The organism is Planctomycetia bacterium (assembly GCA_034440135.1).
Lineage (GTDB): Bacteria > Planctomycetota > Planctomycetia > Pirellulales > JALHLM01 > JALHLM01.
This window is the reverse complement of the sequence record JAWXBP010000319.1, coordinates 1-18530: the sequence shown is the minus strand read 5'-3', so window position 1 is coordinate 18530 and position 18530 is coordinate 1. Positions and strand designations below refer to the sequence as shown.

Annotated in this window: 12 protein-coding genes; 4 read left to right on the top strand and 8 right to left on the bottom strand. The window is 62.7% G+C overall.

What is annotated here, in order from left to right:
- Positions 1 to 124: 124 nt before the first annotated feature.
- Positions 125 to 1537: a hypothetical protein gene (locus SGJ19_19300; protein ID MDZ4782397.1), complete on the top strand. Its 1413-nt coding sequence runs from the start codon at positions 125 to 127 to the stop codon at positions 1535 to 1537.
- A 368-nt stretch (positions 1538 to 1905) separates the two neighbouring features.
- On the opposite strand, the gene SGJ19_19295 is transcribed toward SGJ19_19300, so the two are convergent.
- Positions 1906 to 2688, bottom strand: a complete 783-nt coding sequence (locus SGJ19_19295; protein MDZ4782396.1) for a flagellar motor protein MotB — start codon at positions 2686 to 2688, stop codon at positions 1906 to 1908.
- Positions 2689 to 2810: 122 nt separating this feature from the next.
- Positions 2811 to 3671 carry a flagellar motor stator protein MotA gene (motA, locus tag SGJ19_19290; protein MDZ4782395.1) on the bottom strand — a complete coding sequence of 287 codons (861 nt, stop codon included), beginning with the start codon at positions 3669 to 3671 and terminating at the stop codon, positions 2811 to 2813.
- A gap of 212 nt (positions 3672 to 3883) precedes the next feature.
- Between motA and SGJ19_19285 the strand changes: the two genes are divergently transcribed.
- The 3 genes from SGJ19_19285 to SGJ19_19275 all read left to right on the top strand — a co-directional run bounded on the left by SGJ19_19285 (position 3884) and on the right by SGJ19_19275 (position 7415).
- Positions 3884 to 5446, top strand: coding sequence for a chemotaxis protein CheW (locus SGJ19_19285; GenBank protein MDZ4782394.1), 1563 nt, complete (start codon positions 3884 to 3886; stop codon positions 5444 to 5446).
- Between the two features lie 167 nt (positions 5447 to 5613).
- On the top strand, positions 5614 to 6483 hold the full coding sequence (locus tag SGJ19_19280; GenBank protein ID MDZ4782393.1) for an endonuclease/exonuclease/phosphatase family protein: 870 nt from the start codon (positions 5614 to 5616) through the stop codon (positions 6481 to 6483).
- Between the two features lie 305 nt (positions 6484 to 6788).
- Positions 6789 to 7415, top strand: coding sequence for a LuxR C-terminal-related transcriptional regulator (locus SGJ19_19275; protein ID MDZ4782392.1), 627 nt, complete (start codon positions 6789 to 6791; stop codon positions 7413 to 7415).
- 68 nt (positions 7416 to 7483) lie between these two features.
- Here the strand turns inward: SGJ19_19275 and SGJ19_19270 are convergent, their stop codons facing one another.
- The 6 genes from SGJ19_19270 to SGJ19_19245 all read right to left on the bottom strand — a co-directional run.
- Complete coding sequence (locus tag SGJ19_19270; protein MDZ4782391.1) at positions 7484 to 9136, bottom strand: S41 family peptidase; 1653 nt, start codon at positions 9134 to 9136, stop codon at positions 7484 to 7486.
- A gap of 394 nt (positions 9137 to 9530) precedes the next feature.
- Positions 9531 to 9833 carry a hypothetical protein gene (locus SGJ19_19265; protein MDZ4782390.1) on the bottom strand — a complete coding sequence of 101 codons (303 nt, stop codon included), beginning with the start codon at positions 9831 to 9833 and terminating at the stop codon, positions 9531 to 9533.
- On the bottom strand, positions 9833 to 10978 hold the full coding sequence (locus SGJ19_19260; GenBank protein MDZ4782389.1) for an N-acetyltransferase: 1146 nt from the start codon (positions 10976 to 10978) through the stop codon (positions 9833 to 9835). The genes SGJ19_19265 and SGJ19_19260 overlap by 1 nt, the downstream gene beginning before the upstream one ends.
- A 381-nt stretch (positions 10979 to 11359) precedes the next feature.
- Positions 11360 to 12499, bottom strand: a complete 1140-nt coding sequence (locus tag SGJ19_19255; GenBank protein MDZ4782388.1) for a 5-(carboxyamino)imidazole ribonucleotide synthase — start codon at positions 12497 to 12499, stop codon at positions 11360 to 11362.
- On the bottom strand, positions 12496 to 12996 hold the full coding sequence (purE, locus tag SGJ19_19250; GenBank protein ID MDZ4782387.1) for a 5-(carboxyamino)imidazole ribonucleotide mutase: 501 nt from the start codon (positions 12994 to 12996) through the stop codon (positions 12496 to 12498). Before purE ends, SGJ19_19255 begins: the two co-directional genes overlap by 4 nt.
- A 108-nt stretch (positions 12997 to 13104) precedes the next feature.
- Positions 13105 to 18530: hypothetical protein (locus SGJ19_19245; protein MDZ4782386.1), on the bottom strand; the 5426-nt coding region annotated here is incomplete at its 5' end.

Below are 18530 nucleotides of genomic sequence, written 5' to 3'. Positions count from 1 at the left end.
ATCCGGCGGTGTTGAGAGTTTCGTCCGGTAGCTGCTAGCCGCGTCAACTCTCCCTCGCTGGCGCTACGGGCTAGTGTTGGCGCTTCCCAGTCAACAACGAATTCCATTTCCAGGAAAGCAAGGCATGTTTCGCTCACTCAATACATTCGCCATTTGCGCGTTACTCACGCTGGCGTCCGTCGCACAAGCCGACGAATCCGAGCCGCGCGAGCGGATCATCGAACTCACCCTCACGCCAGCCGCCGCGCCGGTGCCGGCGCTGAAGTACCCGCTCTTACCGCCGCTGCCGGAGCTGCAGCCGCAGGACGCGGTGTTGATTTATGCTCGCATGTTCTCGATGGGTTTTGGCCCGTCGCCAACGAATGATGCGGACCGTGAATTGCTCGACAAGTACTTGAACTCGCCACTTGACGATTTCTCGGTCGACGAGGCGCGCAAGCTGTTGGAACGTAACGTCGTTCGCGACAATTGGCTCGCTCATGCGGCCATGTGTCGCGATTGTTCGTGGCAATTGCCGCTGGGAGAACGACCGTTCTTCGCAATATTGTTGCCGGAACTGCACCCACTGCGTCAGCAGGCGTGGTTTTTGGCGTTGAAGACCAAGATTCAAATCGCCGAAGGCGATGCAGACGGTGCGATCGAGTCTATTCGCGTCGGCTACGCGGTAGCGCGCCAAGTTGCGGCGGGTCCGACGTTGATTCACGTGTTGGTTGGCGTTTCGATCGCCGGCGCTTTCTCGGAGCGAGTGGCTGAGTTGGGTACATTGCCCGACGCGCCCAATCTGTATTGGTCGCTCACACAATTGCCCTCTCCATTTCTTAATACGCGCGACGCCCTCGCGACTGAGACGTACTGCATGGAATTGTCGTATCCGGAATGGAGCAACCCGAGAGTCAGCGGTCGCGAGGAAGCGTATTGGGATGCGTTACTGTCTCAGCTTCATCACGACATGCTGCTGATGGGCGATAAGCTGCCGGAAGATTTCGACCTCGCCGTCATCCGCGAGAAGTCATATCCGAACGCGAAACAGCATTTGCTCGATCACGGCATGTCGCAGGAAGAGGTTGAGAGGATCTGTCCCGCGCAGGCGATCGTGATTCTCACCGTCGATACCTACAATCGCCACCGCGATGAAGTCTTCAAGTGGGCCTACCTCCCGTTCGAGGCCGGGCAGACAGGGTTGTTGGAAGCCATCGAGAAAGTTGGCAAGACGCCGCGCAACGACCAGGGCTTGCCGCTCGCGCAGTTGATCCTTCCGTCGCTCGCCCATTTCCGTGTAGCCATGCAGCGCCAGGAGCGTCAATTCGCACTGGTGCGCACGATCGAGGCCCTCCGCATGCACGCTGCTGAGCACGACGGCAATCTTCCGGCGTCGCTCGCGGACGTCACGTGCGTACCGGTGCCGACAGACCCTTGGCTCGGCAAGCCGTTTGAGTATTCCCTCGCCGGCGACACCGCCAAGCTACGAGCCGCCGCGCCCGAGGGGCAACCGGTGGAGTTGACCGTGGAGTATCGACTTAAGATGAGGAAGAAGTAACGGAGTTTTCAGTTTTCAGTTTTCAGTGGAGGAGGGGCGCATCCACGCGTAGGGCGGGCCGTGCGCGCGTTGCGCGATGCGATGTGATGCGGCGCTGCACGACGACGATCTATTTGGATTCCAGAAAGTGAGGCCCGCCGCGCTGAGCGCGGCGAGCCTTACGTCATGAGAAAAATCACGCCACGTGCGATTCACGCGATATAAAAGTACAACCACCTCCACGCGCGCGCACGGCCCGCCCTACTGTCCTTCCTGATTCCTTGAGAATAAGGTTTAGGACTGTCCAGAAAACCCCAAGCGCCTCAGCCTTCTCCGTGTCCTCCGTGATCTCCGTGATCTCCGTGGTGAATCCTCGCGCTGGACTCGCGCTAGTGAGCGTGCGTCTCAGCGGCATGGGGTTCGGCTGCCGCCGGCGCAGCGCCGGGGACATTCCACGGCGCGTCACTGGGCGCTGCGCCTGCAGCGCCCTCTGGGCCGCCAGCGAATTCATCCAGCATGTAGACCTCGACTTTGGCGTCCAACACGGCGGGGTCTTCACCTCCGTGCCCGCCGGCTTGGCTCATGCGAATGCGGTCCGGTTCCACACCATGGTCGATCAGATATTGCCGCGTCGCCGCACACCGTGCGTACGCTAACTGCCAGCGATCGGCGAACTTTTCGTTCGATTCGAGGGGCCGTTCGGAGACGTTCGCGCGAATCTCCAGCAGATTGCGTTTGCCAGCCAACATCGGCAGCAGCTCGTCGAGATTCTTCTTCCCCGCATCGTCGATGGCATCACCTTCCATGGCGAATGGCAGGTGCGTGCCGACGCTTGAGCGACTGCCGTCGCGATACATGAACGCGCTCGACGGACGTCGAATCACCGTCTGTGGACCGCGCTTGTTCGTACCTTCGCCGGAGCCGCCCTTCTTGTCGCCGCCGTCGCCTTGCGGAGGCGGCGGATTCGTCCCTTCGTGCGGCATGAAGCTCGGCCCAGGCGCTTGCGTGCCCGGCTTATCCGACGGCACGGCGAAGGGATCGCGGAAATACTGCGCGACGGCTTCCTTGACCGGCTTGTCCTGTCCGACGAGCCACATCACCAAAAAGAATGCCATCATCGCGGTCACGAAGTCCGCGTAGGCGACTTTCCATGCACCACCGCCACCAGCCATAGAGACAACCTTGATGCGATGTGATGAGGAAGTAGGTGGAGTAGGTAGTAGGTGGAGTAGGTGGAGTAGGTGGAGTAGGTAGTAGGGAGCTTGGTTCCTACTTTGTCATTCTTACTTTTCTGCTACGCTCCTTCGACTTCCTTGAACATCTTGTCCAGCTCGTCGCGGCTGGGGCGGACCGCGGAACCGATTCCACGGCACGCCCGCTCGATCGCCACTTTCGGCGAGGCGTCGCCGGCGAAGCCTGAGACGATGCTGGCGATAGCGCGGAAGAACACCAGTTCTTCCTGCCCCAGCAATTCCATGCGGGAAGCCAGCGGGCCGAAGAAGCCGTAACTCATCAGGATCCCGAGGAACGTCCCGACCAACGCCGTACCGACGTGGTGGCCGATTTCCTCGACCGGCCCGCTGATCGATTCCATCGTGATCACGATACCGAGCACGGCCGCCACGATGCCGAAGCCTGGCAGGGCGTCGGCCGTCTTCTGCAGCGCGTGCAGGGGGGCGTGATGTTCCTGCTCGATGACCTTGATCTCGGCTTCGAGCATTTCAGGTAGTTGCTCCGGCCGCACCGTGCCGTCGAGCACTGGGGCAAACGCGCCGCAGATGAAGTCGGTGACGTGGTGGTTTTTCGAGATGCGCGGATACTCGTGGAAAATCTTGCTGTCGTGCGGCTTACCGACGTGCGCTTCCAGGGCCAGCAGTCCGTCCCGCCGGGCCAGCCGCAAGAGCGTGTACATCAGTTTGAACAGATCACGATAGGCCGGTTTACCGAACGGCGAACCTTTCAAGCAGGCGAGACAGCCTTTCACGAGATCGACCAGAATCTTTTTCGTCGACATCACGATCAGGCCGCCCAAGGCCGCGCCGCCGATGGTGAGCAACTCGTACGGTTGAAGCAATGCGCCAACATGCCCGCCGGACAGGACGAAGCCTCCCAGCACCGCACCGGTTACGACGATGAATCCGATAATGGCAATCATGGCTGTCGTGCGCTCCGATATTCGGGATAACCCGGCTGCGCGCGGGTTGGGCGCGCCGCCGTCGCGGAGACCGCTAGCAGTACATAGCTTAGGAAACCGCCGGGGTGCGCCCGACATCACTTATCGGAAGCTAGATTTCAGCACGGTTTCGGTCCCCAGCGTTGGTCAAACGTGGACCGTTCCGCCCCTCCCACCCGCAGGCTTCGCGCGTCATGTCGACCGTCGGCAGCATCCTTTTGGATCAACAAATCCTCCTCGAGAGCGGCACCAACGAGCTGGAAATGTTGGTGTTCCGCGTGGCGGATTACACGTTCGGCATCAATGTGGCCAAGGTCCGCGAGGTGCTCGCGCTGCAACCGATCACGCGCCTTGCCAAGGCGCATCGCTCGGTGCGCGGTGTGTTCAAATTACGCAATCGAGTCATTCCCTGCGTCTCACTCGTCGATCATCTGGAGCTTCCCTCCAATGGCGAAGAGGGGGAACGCACGATGATTTTGACCGACTTCAATCAGCAGCAGACGGCGTTCCTCGTCGACCACGTGGAGCGGATTCATCGCCTGAGTTGGGAGCAGATTCTCAGCGTGCCGCCGTTGATGGCGATGTCGCACTCGCCGCTGACGGCCGTGGCGCGTTGCAACGATCGCCTGGTGGTGCTGCTGGATTTCGAGTTGATTATCGACCAGGTGACCGGCTTTGAATTGAACGCCAAGGAAGCGCCGAATCCACATCAAGTGCCGCGCGATACCATGCGCGTGCTCATCGCGGACGACTCCGCCACGGTGCGCGAGGCAATCACCAAGACGTTGCGCGCCAGCGGTTATACCAATACCACGGCCTTCTCCAACGGCGCCGACGCCTGGCGCGAGATTCAGGCCCGGTTCAAGCAACGCGGCCGTGTGGAAGACGTCGGCGACTTGTTGGTTAGCGACGTCGAAATGCCGCAGATGGACGGGTTGCACCTCACGAAGTGCGTGAAGGATCATCCCGAGCTGCGCCGCATTCCCGTGGTGCTGTACTCCTCGCTGATCACGGCGGACAACCACAAGAAGGGCCAATCGGTCGGCGCCGATGCGCAGATCTCCAAGCCCCAGCTCAATAAGGTCGTTGCACTGGCCGACGAACTGATCAGCAAGGCCCGTGGCGGATCATACGCTTCGCCAACAACGGTGGCCGCGCCGACGCAACCATCGCCTATGCCCCAGCCGGCGGTCGTCGCCGCCGCGGCGGTAACTCCAGTGCTCGCAGCGCCCCATCCGACGGCGGCTCCCACGAGCGCTGCGCCGCAACGCACCGTTCAGCCTGTGCCCGCCCATGCCGCTTGTGCGACGCAGGGCACGGCCACCGTCGCGAGGCCGTCGGCCGCCGTGTCGACTTCCACGGACTTGGAGTTCGACCGTGTCGATCGCCAGCTTTGGCGCACGTTCGTGCAAGAATTGCAATCGCACCTGGTCCGATTGAGCGACTTGTCGGAACAACTCAGTGCGGGAACGGCCGATGCGCCCGCGATGCAAGAGTTGGGCCGGATTCTGCATTGCATCAAAGGTGCGGCGATGGTGGTGCCGATCGACACGGTCGCCCGCGCGACGCACTTGCTGGAAAGCTTGCTGGATCAAGTACGGAGCACGCCCTCGCCTCAATCGAGCGCCGTTTTCGAGCAATACGCGGACTGGCTTGGCGACATCTGCGGCCCGACGTCCGATCCCCGTGCCGCCTTGGCCCGCGGCCCGGAACTGGAGTGCGATCTCGCCATGGCGTTGACCAGCGCCGCTCGGTAAAACGCCCTCGTACCTGTAACCGAGGTCTGTGACCTCGGTGCGTTGGACGGCGCTCTGTCCACACCGGCCGAGTTCACAGAACTCGGCTACAGAATGTGATTTGTCCTGCGCGCCGGGGCGCGTTATCGTAGCGGCGTCGCCCGGTCCCACATCTGGAGCTTCCTCCCGTGAATTGTCCCCGCGCCCTCGTTCTGTTCCTGGTCTTGTTATTCAGTGCGGAGGTTGCCGTCCTTCATGCGGACGATGAACAAGACTCGTTGAAAGTGATGACTTACAACGTCCGCTACGCCAGCGACACTCCGCCCAATGCCTGGGGCGAACGGTTACCCGTGGCGTTGGCGATGCTCGCCGAGCAGCAGCCGGATGTTATCGGCACGCAAGAAACGCAGTACCGTCAGGCCAAGGACTTTGCGTCCCATCTGGAGGGATATGATTGGATCGGTCTCGGCCGCGAAGGGGGCAGTCGCGGCGAGTTCATGGCGATGTACTATCGCACCGAACGGTTGGAGCCTTTGGAGTTTGACCACTTCTGGCTCTCCGATACGCCGGATCGCATCGGTTCGACGACGTGGGGCAACTCGAATCGTCGTATGGTCACCTGGGTCCGTTTCCGGGATCGCGCGACAAAACGCGAGTTCTATTGTTTCAACACGCACTTCGATCATGAAATTCAACTCGCCCGTGAAAAGAGCGCCGCGTTGCTGTGGGAGCGAATTCAAGCGCTCAATACAAAACTCCCCGTGATCGTCCTGGGAGATTTCAACGCGGTGGCGCAGCACAACGTCGCCTACGATTTGCTCGTGGGCGATGACAAATTGACCGACGCTTGGCTCGCGGCGGCGGACCGCGGACCGCTCTTCGCCACGTTTCACGGTTACCATCGGCCCCAGCCGGACGGCAGCCGCATCGACTGGATCCTGACGCGCGGCCCCGTGCGCTGCGAACGCGCCGACATCATCACCTTCGAGCGCGACGGTCAATATCCCAGTGACCATTTTCCCGTCACCGCACAGCTCCGCTTCGACCCGGCGAATTAGTTGTGCAACACCAACCCGAAGCGCCAGCGAGAGGGGAGAGGACGAGCCGAGCGCGTAAACGTTGCGCTGTAATCGATCGCCAACTCCTATTGCATACGTGACAGGTCGACAACAGGCGTCTACTCCCGAATTCAACCAGCAGCGTGAAAATACGTGCAAGTGCGCCATAGGTGACTTCACCCATGCACGCGCGTTCATCCGCCAACTAGGTAATGTCTGGGTGCCGGCTTGCTGTTCCGCGCACGAATGATTAAGGCGCCTTTTTCCTACGAGTCGTACTGGCGTTTGACGTTATCGAGGCGTTTGTGAATGTCTGCCCGAGGGCCTGGGATGCGCCGCCCACGGTGCATTGGTTGAACCATGACCCAGAGTTGGAAGACGCGATCAACCTGCTGGCCGCGGAGCTAGGCTTTCAAATAGTCGCCTACTCTTCGGTGGAAGCATTCTTGGAGCGATCGACGGCGGATGCGCGCGACTGCATCTTGTTCAACTGGCTCATGCCGGCTGCGAATGGCGACGCCGCCGCGGAGCTGTTGAGATCGCGCCGCGATCGCATGCCGATCATCGGTTTTGTCCGCGGCGCCAGCGTGCGAATGGCGGTGGAAGGGATGCAGCAAGGCGCCTTCGATTTTCACGCCTGGCCGATTGAGGCGCAGGTGCTTGGCGCGTCGATCACGCGTGCCGTGGCCAAATTCGAAGCGGAACGCGAGCTGGCTGTGCAACGCGCCTGCGTCGAGCGCCGCCTGGCATCGCTCACGGATCGGGAAAGTGAAGTCATGGAGTTCGCCACGCAGGGGCTGTCTACCCGCGATATCGCCGCACGGCTCGGCATCAGCCCCAAGACCGCGGAACATCACCGCGCGCGGCTACTCAACAAGATGCAAGTCGCGAATATGACGCAGCTCATTGTGCTGGTGCTGCGCAACAGGTGACGGTTTGCAGGCACGGCCCGCAGAACCCGCTGAAGCGTCGAAGATTCTGCTCAGCGCAAACAGCGTGCCTACCGCTGCGCCGTCTGCTGCCGGGCGATCGTGAGTCCGGCTTCCAGCGTTTCGTCTTGAAAGACGCGGAGCGTGGCGACTTCCGATTCCGTTTGGGCAATCGGCTTGTTCACCGTTTGCACCTGCACGTCCGGTTCCACGCCAATGCCGCTGAAGGGTTTTCCTAGCGGCGAATAGAACTTGGCCGTCGTGAGCCGCATCCCGGCGTTGCCGATCGAGAGCGGGAACAGCCCCTGGACGGAGCCTTTGCCGTAACTCCGGACGCCGACGATGGTGCCACGATGATAGTCGCGGATGGCGCCGGCGAAGATCTCGCTGGCGCTGGCGCTGTCGCCGTCGATCAACACCACGAGCGGGACGCCCCAGGTGTCCGGCGCTTCGGCCGTGTAGTTGAAGTCCTCGCGCTTATTCCGACCGCGGGTGGAGACGATGGTCCCGTGGTCCAGGAACTTGTCGGCGACTTCGACCGACGTGGTCAATAATCCGCCGGGATTGCCGCGGAGATCCATCACCAGGCTCCGCATGCCTTGCTGGTGCAGTTTCCACAGCGCCTCGTCGAGGTCGCGGGTCGTGGTCTTTTGGAAGCAGGTCAACTTGAGGTAACCGATATGGTAGTCGGCGTCGACGATCTTCACGTCGTCCACGCTCGGCACTTCTACATATTCGCGGCGGATCTTGAGCGCTCGTTCCGTTTGCCCAGGCGTCTTCGCCGTGACTTCCACGGTGCTCCCTTCCGGGCCTTGCAGCAGATCGGCGGCGACGTCGGCGTTCAGTTCGGCGGTCTTTTTGCCGTCCACGCCGACGATATGATCGCCGGCCAACAACCCTGCGCGGGCGGCGGGGCTATTGCGAATCACGCGGACAATCAGCAATTTGTTACCTTCGGCCTTGAGCTCGACGCCGAGGCCGACGAAGTTGCCTTCGATCTGGGAATAAAGTTCGTCGAGTTGATCTGAAGTCAGGAACGTCGAATACGGGTCCAGCAGATTCGCGGCGCCGCAGAGGTATTCCATCACGGCCGAACGGGCATCGAGACCGAGGTCGCGTTGACCGACCCGCGCGATGCGGTCCACGGCGGCACGGGCTTCGTCGATGGTGTCGACGTTGCGACTGGGCGGCTGCTCGCGCATCAGGCGGCGGAAGCGGTCGACCCGCTCCTGCGCGATACGGGGCATTAAACGCTCGGCGAACGACGGTTCCACGAGCGCCACATCGAGCGCCGCAGTGCCGCGATCGACCAGGACGTGCCAATCGGGCCGATCGACGTAATTGGTTTGAATCTTGTGGAGAACTTCCGTGTACAGATCGAGCGCCTGACGGTATTCCAAGCTGCTGGTGGAACGCTGGAAGGCCGGACTGCCGTAGCGGCGACCGACGTCGTAACGGAGCTTCACCACGTCGTGGCGGCGATGCAGTTGCTCATGCCCGGGGGCGCCGCGCAAGGCCTCTTCATAGAGCGAGAGCGCTTCGCCCCAGCGACGCTCGTTTTCGAGCAGTTTGCCGCGTTCCAGGAAATCACGGGCGAGATCTTCGACCGCGGCGGTGGGGGCGACGCTGCCGGCCAGTTCCGCGGCGCGGACTGGAACCAGGGCAAACAACGTCAGGGCCAACCAGCATGGCGCCGAACGCCGAACCAGGACCCAAAATCGCATGGCAGCTTCCATCGCGGGGAGAATTGGAGCAAGCGCGGCCGCCAAAAATGGGTCAGATCACGGCTAGCCGAGATTGAATATAGATCACGTTACCGCGACGGTCAAAAAACTAGACCCCAGAAAGTGGGTCGGAGAATCGTCCTGATCCGTAAACGCCCTACCCTTGGGTGGCATCAGGCCGGAAAACGGCCTTAGCACACTCCTGCCCGGCACGCAGATTGTGCCGGCGATGACCGACAGGTAAGGCGGTCGCGTTACACGTTCCATTACGTGGCGGCAAGAAAGAGAGTTCACCACGGAGAACACAGAGGACACGGAGGTTCGAGCTCGTGATCCTAGGACCCGAGAGAAGGTCACCTAGGCAGAGGGCGCATTGCCGAACGTCGCCCAGCCGTCACGATAGCCGTCGCTGGGTCGCGATCCATGTGAATATTCTGAGTAGTGATAGCACCGCCAGGCAATACAGCAAGCCACCGATCCAACCGAAGAGAACCCAGATGGAGTCGGTCAAGGCCGCATCGCGAAGGGGGTCCAACACTTGGAGAGCTTCGCCGACCACGGCTAGCGAGATCCAAAAGAATAGCGCGTCGATCAGTACGCCCTTCCAGCGATATCGCCACACTAGAATAGCGGGCACGACAATGGCGATGAACAGCCCGCCTTTGTCAACGAGTTGTGCAGCATCGAAATTCGTCATTACCGCACGCTGTCATACATCCGGTACGTCTTGTACAGCTTCGCGCCGCCTTTGCGGAGGCCGGAGCAGGCCATCGTGTTGGCTTCGGAGACCCAGGAGAACTCCGCCTCCTGGATGCCGAGATCGATGACCTTGGGCACCAGGTCCCGCATCAGGCTTAGGCCGAGGCCCCAGCGTTGGTATTCGGGCACGACGTTGATGCTCACCACGCGAACCCGTTTCAGGCCCTGCTTGTTGTGCAGCAAGTGCCAGAAGCCGAACGGGAACAGCCGGCCGTCGATCTGTTTGATCCGCGGGTTGTAGTCCGGCAGACCGAGGACGACGCCCACGCTTTCGCCTTTGACTTCGGCGATCAGCGACAGTTCCGGGATCAGCAGATAGCGCAGCGCTTTGGCGAGCGCGCGGACTTCGCCGGCCGTCATCGGCACAAAGCCCCACATGTGGCCGAGCGAGCGGTTGTAAAGGTCGAGAAACAGCTCGACGTCTTCCCGGAATCGCTTGGGGTTCATCGGCCGGATCGTCGCTTCGGCCCGTTCCTGCGCCATGTCGGCCAACGGTTTCAGCTTGGCCTGCACCGCGGGCAATTGATCGATGTGCCCGAAGAACGCCAGTAGATCATGCACCTTCTCGAACCCGGCTCGTTCGATCAACGTGGGATAGTACGGCGGGTTGTAGGTCATCATGAACGTCGGCGGGCTGTCGAAGCCTTCGACCAACAGGCCGCACTCGTAGTTCACTGAGGGATTCGCCGGCCCGCGCATTTGCGTGATGTTCCGTTCGGCGAACCAGGCCCGGGCGGCATCGAACAAGACGTCGGCGACGCGCTGATCGTCGATCGACTCGAAAAAGCCGAAGAAGCCGATCTGCGAATCGTAATACTTGTTGTGCGCGTGGTTCAGAATCGCGGCGATCCGCCCCACCGTTTCCCCGTCGCGCTGGGCGATAAAGGTCTGCACCTCGGCGATTTCGTGAAACGGGTGCGCTTTAAACCCCAAAAGTTCCGCCTGATTGGAGCGCAGCGGCGGTACCCAATTCGGATCATTTCGATAGAGTTTCCACGGAAGTTCGACGAATTGGCGTCGGTGCTTCCGCGTAAGTACCGGTGTGACGACGATTTCCGTCGATGTCAGCATTCCGCCGGGCATAACTAGGTTCTCAAGCGAGGAATGAATCAGTCTAGAAAGTGGCCCCGGCAGCCACAAGTTGCCGAATCGGCCGCTTCGCCCCGCCCCGCGCAGCGGCGCCGGTGATTTCTGCGACACTCAAGCTTCGACAATCGTTTTTTCTGTTCAGCGCGGGTGTCTGGGGCCGGGGGCACGCGCAAAAACGTAGTCGAGGCCAATCGCGCCGGGGCCTTTAGGAATGCCCCAATGGATGCTGTGATGCCTCCGCCGGAGGCGGCTGTCGAGCGGAATCACCTGCCACTGCACGAGGCAACAATCGCTGGCAATGTCGAAATCCAATTGACGGAATGACAGATATGATGGCGAACCGCCCTCCATTCGTTTTTCGAGCTTCGACGGTCGTCATTCATTCGCCAGCGCTTTGCGGGCCGCCAGCGCCAACTCCACCGCTTCGTGCGCCGTGGGCGCGAGGGCCGTCAGGTGCCCCATTTTGCGGCCGGGTCGGGCTTGTTGCTTGCCGTAGAGGTGCAGTTTGACCTCCGGAAATGCGCACGCGCGCGCCCAGTTTGGTTCACCATCGCGCCAAAGATCACCCAGGAGATTCACCATCGCCGCCGGTTGGATTTGCCGCGCGGAGCCGAGCGGCAATCCGCAGACGGCGCGGACTTGCTGCTCGAATTGGCAGGTGACGTGTGCGTCGATCGTGAGATGTCCCGAGTTGTGCGGCCGAGGCGCGAGTTCATTAACGAGCAACTGGCCGTCGCGCGTGAGGAACATCTCCACGCACAGCACGCCGACGACTTCGAGATGCGTCAGAATGGCCCGTCCGATTTCCAATGCGGCGGCTGCGATCTTCTCGGGCAGTGCGGCCGGCGAATGCGAGACGTCCAGGATGTGATGGCGATGGTCATTGTGAATCGGTCCGTAGAGCGCGACGTCGCCAGCGATCCCGCGCGCGCCGACGACCGAGAGCTCGCATTCGTAGTCGACAAATGCTTCCAGAATCGCCTCCGGCGTGGCCAGCTCGCGCCAGGCCGCCGCGGCATCATCGCCTGGGCGCAACATGCGTTGCCCATTGCCGTCGTAGCCCCAGTCCGCCGTTTTCAACACAGCTGGCAAACCTAGTTCGGCAACCGCCTGTGTAAGATCCTCTTGGGATCGCACTGCCGCAAAAGGCGTGGTCGGTACACCGATGGATTGTAGAAAGTGCTTCTCGCGCAAGCGATTCTGCGTGGCATGAAGCACTGCGCCGCGCGGACGCACCGGCGCATAGCGTTCGGCCGCGTCGGTCGTCGCGGCCGGGACGTTTTCGAATTCGAAGGTGACGACGGAGACGCCCTGAGCGAACCGCGCCACGGCGTCGAGGTCGTCGTACGACGCGTTGATTTCCACGTCGGCGATTTGGCCAGCAGGCGTGTCGTCGTCGGGCGACAGCACATGCACGCGATAACCCAGTCGGCGCGCCGCGACTGCGAACATCCGGCCGAGTTGGCCGCTTCCCAAAACGCCGAGCGTCGCCCCTGGCAAGATGACCTGATTCATGGGAGCGGCTCGGCGATCGCCTGCGCGGCCTGTTCCGCGCGATAGGTTTCGAGCTTGGCTCGTAAGTCCGGCCGATTCACGGCCAGGATGCGGATCGCCAACAACGCGGCGTTTTTCGCTCCGGACTCACCGATGGCCAGCGTGCCGACCGGAACGCCGGCCGGCATCTGCACGATCGACAATAGCGAGTCCAAGCCCGACAGCGCCTTGCTCTGCACCGGCACGCCCAGCACTGGCAGCAATGTTTGCGCCGCGACCATGCCCGGCAGGTGAGCCGCGCCGCCGGCGCCGGCGATGATGACTTCAATGCCCCGGCCGGCCGCCTGTTTGGCGTAGTCGTGCATCCGCTCCGGCGTGCGGTGCGCGGAAACGATTTGGCTCTCGTGCGCCACGCCGAATTGCCGCAGCATTTCCGCGGCCTGGCGCATGGTGTCCCAATCGGACTTACTCCCCATGATGACGCCAACGAGCGGCGTCCCGTCCGGCGGGCTGGACATTGCGTGCGGTCTCGCGTGAGCTGGGAACGGCAATAGCGACGGCTACTTCGGCTATCATCGCGCAGGCGGTTCAGGAACGCAATCGTCCTCCGCTGGCAACGCTTCGGCTTACGCTTCCCATTCGCGCAGACGTTCCAGCAGGTGCTGGAAATCCTCGCGCTTCTTCTCCACCACGGCGAACGCTGCGATGATCACCACGCCGGCGACAATGCCCGTGGCGTAGTAGACCCAGGTTTGTCCCTTGTCGTGCGCCGCGTACCAGATCATGCTCATCAGCGACATGCAGAGGAACGTCGTCCCCAGGTACAGGAACGCCCGGACGCGGAACAGGATGCCCAGCATCACGCCGAAGATGGAAAGCGCGCCGAGGACCAGCGCCAGCCAGGGAGAATTGGCCATGCCGTTCAGGAAGATATCGGCGGTTGAGGAAACGTAGATCGTCATCGCGCTGACATAGCGAATCTGTGTGAGCTGTGCTTTGCTCAGCCGCTCGCGATTCAAATATGCCGCCGCGAGCACGCACACCGCGGGCGGAATCAACCAGATTTGCGGATGCTCCAACAGGCCGAGTCCGCGCTGCTTGTGCAGGAAGTACCACAGCCCGCCATTGGCCGCGAGCGCCGCGAGGATGCCAAAGCCAAACGACTTGCGCAATACGGCGAGCGCCGCGTACAGCGAGCCGACGACGAGCAGCAATACGCTGTAGTTGGTGCCGGAATCGATCATCCAGAATCCGGCCACGGGCAACATCGGCAGCAGCGCGCCGGTGCGCTCCAGCGGCTGGGACAGCACCGCTTGCTGCCGGCGGCGGAACCATTCGCTCAACCCGACGCCGAGGAACGAGATCAGCATCAGAATCAGCGGCCAGTACTGCGTGAAGAATCCGGTAAACAGCCACGGCAAGCAGATGCGGATGTGCAGGAACGTGGCGGCGAGCAGCGCTTCCGCGCCATAGACGTAGGCCTGTCGCCCGCGTTCCGAGAGTCCCAGCGGATCCTTGCCCGGAACAACGGCGGCGACGAGCGCCGCGACGGCGAGGCCAACGAGTGAAATCGCGACGACGGCTTTTCCCCAGTCGGCAATTGGCACAGCGTCGTTTGCCAGGTAGTACGCGACTTCGCCGCCGAGAATCGCCACCAGCGCCGCCAGCGCGCCGCCGATGCAATATGGCGTAAGCTGCTGCCCGACGGCCGTCCACGGATTGTCGGTGCGGAGCAGCTTCACCAGTCCAAAGCCGAAGATTACGCCGGCGCCGGCAAGCGCCGCCATGGCGATCACGCCTCGATCGAGCAATTGCGGGCCGTCCTGCGGATCGAGCCAAGCCCAACCCCAGAGGACGCCGCCGAAAACGCCCAGCGCGAGCGTGAGGTAACGCAACGTATTGCGCGTCGATCCACGTGAGAGGAGCGCCAACCCCACGACCTGGAACCAAGCGGCCTTGCCGGCAAGCAGGCGGAGCGTCAACTCGTCGTAACGCAGCACGATGCCGGTCACCAACGTCAACACGCCGGCGACGAGGAAGCAATTCGCCGGCACTAACCAGAGCCGGGTATCCCAGCGCCGTGAAGTCTCGACGGGAATGCCGACACGCTTGGCAAGTAATGAAAGCCCTTCGCGCCGGCTGCCGAGATAACTCGTGGCGATACCATACGCGGCAGCGATCACCGCACCGTTGAACGCCAGCCACTTGGGCGGCAGATTAAAGCGATCGACCGCGAAGCCGACGCCGACGAGACCGAGCAGATACAGCGATGGCACGCCGCCGCGGACCGCGGGATCCCACAGGCAAGCAACTGTTGCCACGGCCGTCGCGGCCAGCGCCGCCCAGCCGAACCATTCGATGGGGTGATTCGGCGAACCATTCGCATCGGCGGCCAGCCCAATCGCCACGGTGGCGGCAAAAATCAACGACGCCGCGGCCGTGAAGAACCGGTGCGCACCGAACGTCCAGCCCGGCTGGCGCTCCAAGGTGTTGATCGCGATGTATTTCCGATCAATCCACAGCCACGCAATGGCCGGCAGCGCCAACGCGATCACGTTGAACCAAACAAACTCCATGAAGTTCGCGGGGCCGCCCGGCGACGCGATTTGCTGCGCAGGGCTGTACCACCACGCGATCGCAGCCACGCTGACGCAAACCGCGGCGAAGTAAAGGTAACGACGCCGTTCGGCAAATGCCGACAACATGGCGAGGATCAGCGCGGTCAACGCGAGCGCGACAACGCTCCACCACCAACCTGGGCGAGCGACATCCTCCAGCGCACCGCGGACTGCGACCGCCGTGGCCAAAAGGGCGAACAACGTCACCCAACTCGAACAACGCAGGGCTTCGCTGCGCGTGACCGCTTGTCGCCAAACGGCCGCCATCGCCAGAACGAGCAGCATCGCGGCGCTCGCCACGTGGCTCACCAACAACGTGTGGAAGGCGTACCAATCGTTGTTCGTCGCACGCCCCACGCTGAAGGCCGTCATCACGCTGAGCGTCCAGAGCGCGGCGCCGATCAATCCGGTCGATGCAGTGGATTTCGACAGCAGGCGATGTCCCAAGCTAACCGGCGTAGCATCGGTTTTCGCGCCGAACGACACGAGCGGGCGAATGTTCCACACGGCGGCGATCACCGCCAGCGCCAGCGACCACCAGCCGGCCGGACTGCCGACTTGCTTCTGCACCGGGCTCATGACGATCGTCCACCAGAACTCCAGCGCTGCGGGCACAAACACGATCGCCAGCAGGACCAGGCCCATCGTGGCTTGCGTGGCGCGATAGCCGTCGTGCGCGAGCACTCCGTCGCTGGAACGCCGTTGCCGCCACGTGACCAGTGCGAGCCAGAGGATCGCGAATCCGCCCGATACGCCGGCATTGAGTTGTGCGAGCTGGACCCATAGCTCGGCGTCCAGTTTAAGTCCCGCTGTGCGCGGCAGCAGCAAGTAGGCGGCCGTCGCGCTCAGATTCAACACCAACCCGGCGCTCAGCGCGAAGGCCGACGAGCGCTCGCGCAAGGCATGTCCAATCAACGTCAGCGTGACGATCGCCAGCGGCCCGGCATAGGACGTGGCCAGTCCCATCCGTGCAAATAAGCCGCCCGGGTCGGGTCCGACGACCGGATTGCCGCGCAGGGCGGTGCTCAACACGTACAGCACCATCACGATCAACGGCATCGCGCCGAGCACGGTCAACAGGCGCCCCAGATCGGCCGACCAACTCCGCCAACCAGCTTCACCGGTTCCACGCTTACCGACGCTGCGCAGTTCGAGTCCGGCAATCCCAGCCACGGCGAACAGAGCCAACATTCCCAACGTCCACCGCAGCAGGAAGGCCTCGGCCGGGCGCTGCATCACGGCGACAATTCCGACGAAGCCCCCCATGCAGAGCCACGGCATTAGCGCGGCAAATAAGATCGCGATCCAAGCGTCGCCGGTGCTCGGCGCGGCGTCGTGATCCTCCAGCCGCCAACCGAGCGAAGCGAACCAGCGCGCCAAAGGTTCCCGTGCCCAAACAAGCGCAGACATGATCAACAGGAAGATCGCGCCGCTCCACCGCAACGCGGAAGCGGCCGCAACGGCGATTTCGAAGCGGGCCGAAATCAGCAGGCAAGCGCAACTCAGTACCAGCACCAATGTGACCAGGCGATTTCGTGTCACGCGCTCTCGCAACTTGGCTAAGAGCGCGGCGACGCACGCGGCGAACAACGCCCAACCGCCGGCGCTCCAGGCATGCATGTGCGGAGCGCCGAACCACTCGAACGCCGCCAGCGGCGGTACGACTCGCACATTGGTGACGGCCGTTTGCCCGGCGAGCTTCATTGCCAGACTGCGCGGCGCCAGCTCTTGCGCGACGCCGGGAACAATCCCGTAAATGGAGATCGCTAGCAAAATGCAAATCGCCAGGCCGGCAACAGTCAGTTCCATGAACGGAGAGCTGGCACTCAACTGATCATTGAACCTGCCCATCCAGGCAGGCCGCGCGACGGCGATTTCCGCCTCGCCGCGCGGGCCATCGATGTAGCGACGCAGTCCAGCGCGAGCGGCCATCCAAGCCAGGCAAGTCCCGGCCAGCGTCACGCCCCAGGCCTGCCAGGTCCAGGGATCGAGCAGCGGCAGCGGAGAAGCTTGATACCAAGTGTGCCGTTGCAAGAACGCGGTGACCGCGCCCAACAGTGCGGCCGTAGATACGGCCTGAAAGACGCCGACGAGCGCCGCGGAGCGCCACGCGAACGCGAGCATCAACCAAATCGTGCTGGCCCACGCGACTTGCCAGCTCACCGTGGCAGTGTCGTACCAGAGGAAGCCACCGAGCGCGAGCATCGTGCCCAACGCCGCGGTGACGGTCGCCGCCTCGATGGCAGTATCCTGCCAGGCTTGCGGAACGACGTTTTTCCAACTCTCCGCGACGGTGGCCAGCAAGGCGAACAACGTGGCGTGCGCGAGTAGCGCGACCAACCACGGTTGCGTGAGCGCGAAATGCCCGCCAAACACGAGGCCTTGAATCATCGCCGCTAAGACCAACGCCGCACCGACCCAAACCAGCACGCGCGGCAATGCCCAGCGCGCCGCGGCGAGCGCTGCGACGCCGTAGAACAGATAGACCCAGGTTGCATGATGCGGATCGCCGGCGCGGGCGAAGCCGAACCAGGTTACGAGCGCGAGACTCGCCAACGCGTTGAATCCAGCCGCGATACCGAAGTAACGCGCGGTCTCACGATGCGTTCGCGCGAGCCAGCCGGTCGCGCCGCCGCAGACGGTCGCAGCACCGACCAGCGCGAGGCCGCTCTGGGCACTCAGGAGTTGTTCCAGCAATTGCCCGGCGCCGCTCAGGCGCCAGGCCAAACGCCCGGCGAAGCCATGCCAGGCGATGAGATATGCCAAACTCGCGCACAAGCTACCCGGCAGCACGGCCGCCGGCATGTCCGCCAGGCGCGCCACGGCGAGCAACACGACGGCCTCGACGGCGAGTACGGCCAGCATCACGGCCGGTTGTGGCCAGGCGAAGGTCATCGCCAGCAACATCAACATCACCGCCGCCACGGCCATCGCGGTGCCGATGATGCGGCTGCCAGTGAGTTCCGTCTCGCGCAGGCGTTTCCACAGTACGAGGCCAATCGTCAGCGGCCCGCAAGCGTACAGGGCGATCAACGGCGACAGCCGTTCCATCGTCGTGGCCGTCGCACCGGCGCTGTAGATCAGCAGACCCGCCGCCGCCAACCCGGCGAACGCGGTGAGGCCCGTCAGTCGGAATAGCTCGTGCGTATCCGCAGCGGTGTATGTCTCCTGAGCTCGCCAACGTCGCCACACGACGCCGGCGGTGAGCAACATCGCCGCCACCGGCAACGCGCCAACGGCAAGCAACGGCCCTGGTGCGCTGTTCGTCGCAATGAAGTGTCGCACCAGCAACTCAGCGATCGCAGCGAGCATCACGCCGCCGGAGAGCACCCAGGCGAAGTTCGATGCGATCGAGCGTCCGGCCAACCAGAGCAATGCGCCGAAGAGCGCGACGGAGATCGCTTCGCCGACGAGCGTGAGCGGCAGCGGCGTTT

What these genes read in the sequence shown, in the direction of transcription:
- SGJ19_19300 (MDZ4782397.1), top strand. Translation starts at nt 125, where the DNA reads ATGTTTCGCTCACTCAATACATTCGCCATTTGCGCGTTACTCACGCTG.
- SGJ19_19295 (MDZ4782396.1), bottom strand. Translation starts at nt 2,688, where the DNA reads ATGGCTGGTGGCGGTGGTGCATGGAAAGTCGCCTACGCGGACTTCGTG.
- motA (MDZ4782395.1), bottom strand. Translation starts at nt 3,671, where the DNA reads ATGATTGCCATTATCGGATTCATCGTCGTAACCGGTGCGGTGCTGGGA.
- SGJ19_19285 (MDZ4782394.1), top strand. Translation starts at nt 3,884, where the DNA reads ATGTCGACCGTCGGCAGCATCCTTTTGGATCAACAAATCCTCCTCGAG.
- SGJ19_19270 (MDZ4782391.1), bottom strand. Translation starts at nt 9,136, where the DNA reads ATGCGATTTTGGGTCCTGGTTCGGCGTTCGGCGCCATGCTGGTTGGCC.
- SGJ19_19265 (MDZ4782390.1), bottom strand. Translation starts at nt 9,833, where the DNA reads ATGACGAATTTCGATGCTGCACAACTCGTTGACAAAGGCGGGCTGTTC.
- SGJ19_19260 (MDZ4782389.1), bottom strand. Translation starts at nt 10,978, where the DNA reads ATGCCCGGCGGAATGCTGACATCGACGGAAATCGTCGTCACACCGGTA.
- SGJ19_19255 (MDZ4782388.1), bottom strand. Translation starts at nt 12,499, where the DNA reads ATGAATCAGGTCATCTTGCCAGGGGCGACGCTCGGCGTTTTGGGAAGC.
- purE (MDZ4782387.1), bottom strand. Translation starts at nt 12,996, where the DNA reads ATGTCCAGCCCGCCGGACGGGACGCCGCTCGTTGGCGTCATCATGGGG.